The organism is Myxococcus vastator (assembly GCF_010894475.1).
Lineage (GTDB): Bacteria > Myxococcota > Myxococcia > Myxococcales > Myxococcaceae > Myxococcus > Myxococcus vastator.
The window spans coordinates 1-3,707 of the sequence record NZ_JAAIYB010000629.1 but is presented as its reverse complement, the minus strand read 5'-3'; the positions used below and the strand labels follow the sequence as shown (position 1 = coordinate 3,707).

Genomic DNA, 3,707 nt, shown 5'->3' with positions numbered 1-3,707 from the left:
CTGCTCCACCAGGTGCTCGTGGACCAGTCGTTCAATCTTCGATTCCAGCGTCGCAGGGGTTTTCGTGTGCATCCGCCACGGGTTGCACACCGCGACGACGGCCTCAACACTACCCCTGAACGGTTACGGTGGAGGGGCGCAAGGATGGCCGGGGCCATCGTGCCTGGTTGTGGGTGGTCGCCACGGCCTTGGTGGTGGTGTTCCACATCGCGCGGAGTCGTGGCGGCAAGGTAGCCCAAGCCCTGCTGAGGGCGGGCTTCCTGGGCTTCCTCACCACGGACAGGTGGAGCGGGTATGACTGGTACGACAAGGGGCTGCGTCAACTCTGCTGGAGCCACATAACGCGCGACTTCCAAGGCTTCATCGACCGAGGCGGCGAGGGCGGCCGTCTGGGCACGCGGTTGATGCGCGAGCGCCACCGCTTCTTCAAGTGGTGGCACCGGGTGCGCGACGGAACTCTGGCGCGAGAGGATTTCGAGCAGCGGATGAAGAAGGTACGACGCACGGTGGGCCGACTGCTGCGACAGGCCGAGGTGCGCGCGGAGAAGAAGACGTCGGGCATGGCACGTGAAATCCTCAAGTTGGAGGAGTGTCGCTGGACGTTTGTTGACGTGCCCGGCATCGAGCCGACGAACAACTTCGGCGAGCAGTGCATCCGCCACGCCGTCATGTACCGCAAGACGTCATTCGGGACGCAAGGCCCCGAGGGCAGCTGCTTCGTCGAGCGCATCTTCACCGCAGTCACCACGCTCAAGTTGCAAGAGCGGGTCGTACTGGACTTCCTCACGGACACGCTGCGCACGCACCGTCGGAGCCTGCCGCCTCCCTCGCTGCTTCCCCTTGCGGAGGCCCCTCAGCCCGCGCACGCAGCATGAGTCGGTGAACGGTTACGTTGGGTGTTCATGTAAATGAACAGTGGTGGCGGACATGGGTGTCCTGTCAGGTTTGACAATTTCGTTGCCAGTGTTTGTCTGGGGATGAGGCAACTTCACTTCATCACGGCCGAGAATCGTGAATATCCCCCCGCCCGACGCCGCATCGGGTGACGAAAGGTTTTGGCCTTGAAGACCCATTCCGTTCGCAGTGGCGACACGCTGAGCTCGCTGGCGCGCAAGTACAACACGTCCGTCTCCGCGCTGGCCCAGGCCAACAACATCGCTGACCCGAACAAGATTCGTGCGGGCCAGAAGCTGTCCATTCCGGACACGTTCGAGAGCGCGCCCACGCGGGGTGGTGGCACCACGGGTTCCGGCACGGCCACTCCGGCGAGTGGTGACAACTTCACCCCCGCGGCGACGACGACGCGCGCCGCCAACGGTCAGGTCCGCGACGACGACGGCCGGCAGTTCCCCACGTCCCGTGACGGCACGCCGCTCTACAAGCAGGGCGACGCGCAGTGGGGCTCGCGCCGGCTGGGCACCAGCTCGAGCCTGTCCGCGGCGGGTTGCGCCATGACGGCCACCGCCATGGCGGTGAGCAAGATCACCGGGAAGACCATCAACCCCGGGGAGATGGACGCGCACCTGGACCGCAACAACGGCTACTCGGGCAACGCGCTCAAGTGGGGCTCGGCGGCGGCCATGGGCGGCCTGGGCGCCGCGAAGCAGGCGTGGAACCTGAACACCATCAACAAGCAGATCGACGCGGGCCGGCCGGTGGTCGTGGGCGTGGACTACAAGTCGGGCAGCGGCGGTGGCGCGAACGGCACCGACCACTGGATCACCATCACCGGCCGTGGCACGCAGAACGGCAAGCCCGTCTACTACGCGAACGACCCGGCCACGGGGAAGGAGATCACCCTCAACGTCCAGGGCAGCCGCCTGTCGGGCGGCCCCCAGGGCTACAAGACGACGGGTGAGCTGGTGACCTTCTCGGGTGGCAACCCGCGTCCGGGCAACACGAACGGCGGTGGTGGCACGGGCGGCGTGGGCTCCCAGCCGCCGCCGACCTCGGGCGGCTCCGTGAAGGGCATGAAGCTGCCCGCGGGTGACCTGGAGAAGGGCGCGAGCGGCCCCGCAGTGAAGCAGCTCCAGCAGGCGCTGGTGAAGGGCGGCTATATGACGCAGGCCGAGATGAACACGGGCCCGGGCGTCTTTGGTCCGCGCACGGAGTCGGCGCTCAAGGAGTTCCAGGCCGCCAACAACGTGAAGAACACGGGCTACTACGGGCCGCTGACGCGCGCGGCGTTCTCGAAGCTGGGCGCCACCGTGGCCAGCGGCGCCGGCGCCACCAGCGGCACGGGCGGTACGCAGGGCACGGGCAACGCGGGCCCCGCGAAGGGCAACAACGACCTGAGCGGCTTCTCATCGAACAAGTACGACAACCTCATCAACGAGATGTCGCAGAAGTACAACGTGCCCGCGCGCCTCATCAAGGCGGTCATCCAGCAGGAGTCCACCTTCAACCCGAACGCGCAGTCGGGCGCGGGCGCGGTGGGCCTGATGCAGCTCATGCCGGCCACCGCGCGCGAGCTGGGTGTCACCAACCGCACGGACCCGCGCCAGAGCATCGAGGGCGGCACCAAGTACCTGTCTCAGCAGCTCAAGCGCTTCAACGGTGACGTGCGGTTGGCGCTCGCCGCCTACAACGCGGGCGCGGGCAACGTGAACAAGTACGGCGGCGTTCCTCCGTTCAAGGAGACGCAGGACTACGTGCGGAAGATCACCGGCTGGTACAACGGCACGGGCCCCGCGTAGCTCACCGCGCCGCGACTTCGGCCCGGTTCCCTTCGTGGGCGCCGGGCCGTCGTCTTTCCGGCGCTCAGGGCGTGGGCCAGAAGGCGGGCGCGTAGACGTCCGGCACGGACACCACGCGCTGCTGCGTCTTCGGGTCCCAGACGGTGGCCGCCGCATAGCCGCCGTAGGACGTGACGAGCAGGAGCCCCTGGTCGAACTGGAAGCCCAGGTACGCGTCCGGCTCCGTGAGGGCCTGCAAGGACAGGCGCTGGTCTCCACGGCCCCAGAGCAGGGGCTGGCCGAGCACGCGCATGGGGCCCTCCTGGCGTGCCCGGTAGTAGAGCGTTCCGCCGGGGCCGGGCAGCTCCATCCACCAGCCCGCTCCCGGCGCTTGGGCATTCAATTCCTTCGCCAGGGCCGGCGCGCTCTTGCTGCCAGGAAGCCGGGTGGGCGGTGAGGCCGTCCACGTCGGCGTGAGGGTCGCCTCCGCTTCGAGCAGGCCGTGCTCGGAAGGTGTGTCCTCCTGGATGCGGGCCGCCTTGATTTCGATGCGCTTCCAGCCGCCGTCCTCCAGGCGATAGGTCATGGCCAGCCCCGGCTCGCCCTTGCCCTTCGGCACGGGGAAGCTCTCGCCATCAAAGGTGATGGGGCCCTTTGACTCGGAGGCCAGGACGACGAGCGCCACCGGCCGGCCCTGCGCGTCGAAGCCGACGCGCGACACATAGGGCTCGTTGGGGTTTCCGGCGCTGTCTCCTCCGGGCAGGGACTTCAGGTCCAGCGGCTGCCCGGACTTCGCGGCGACGTCCACGCGCCAGGCGCGAGGGACTTCCCCTTCGCCCGAGGGCCACGTGAAGAGGAGGCCCTGCTTCCCATCTGGACTCCAGGACACCGAGGACCTGTCGCAATAGGCGTCGAAGCGGAAGACGCGGGTGGCCGTGCCCTTCAAGGGCTGGCGCATCCATTCGCAGTGTTCGGCGTCCTCGGTGGGTTTGAGGTAGCCGAGCTCCGTCTGGGCCTCGGCGGGGGGAGGAG

2 protein-coding genes and 1 pseudogene are annotated in these 3,707 nt (G+C 67.9%); 2 read left to right on the top strand and 1 reads right to left on the bottom strand.

The features are described 5' to 3' along the window. Positions 1 to 128: 128 nt before the first annotated feature. Positions 129 to 875: pseudogene (gene tnpC, locus G4D87_RS35150) on the top strand (IS66 family transposase); the annotation flags it as partial. Between the two features lie 186 nt (positions 876 to 1,061). Continuing rightward, positions 1,062 to 2,696, top strand: a complete 1,635-nt coding sequence (locus G4D87_RS35145; RefSeq protein ID WP_240358862.1) for a transglycosylase SLT domain-containing protein — start codon at positions 1,062 to 1,064, stop codon at positions 2,694 to 2,696. A gap of 64 nt (positions 2,697 to 2,760) precedes the next feature. Here the strand turns inward: G4D87_RS35145 and G4D87_RS35140 are convergent. After that, on the bottom strand, positions 2,761 to 3,707 hold a 947-nt coding region (locus G4D87_RS35140), incomplete at its 5' end, for a hypothetical protein (protein ID WP_163787060.1).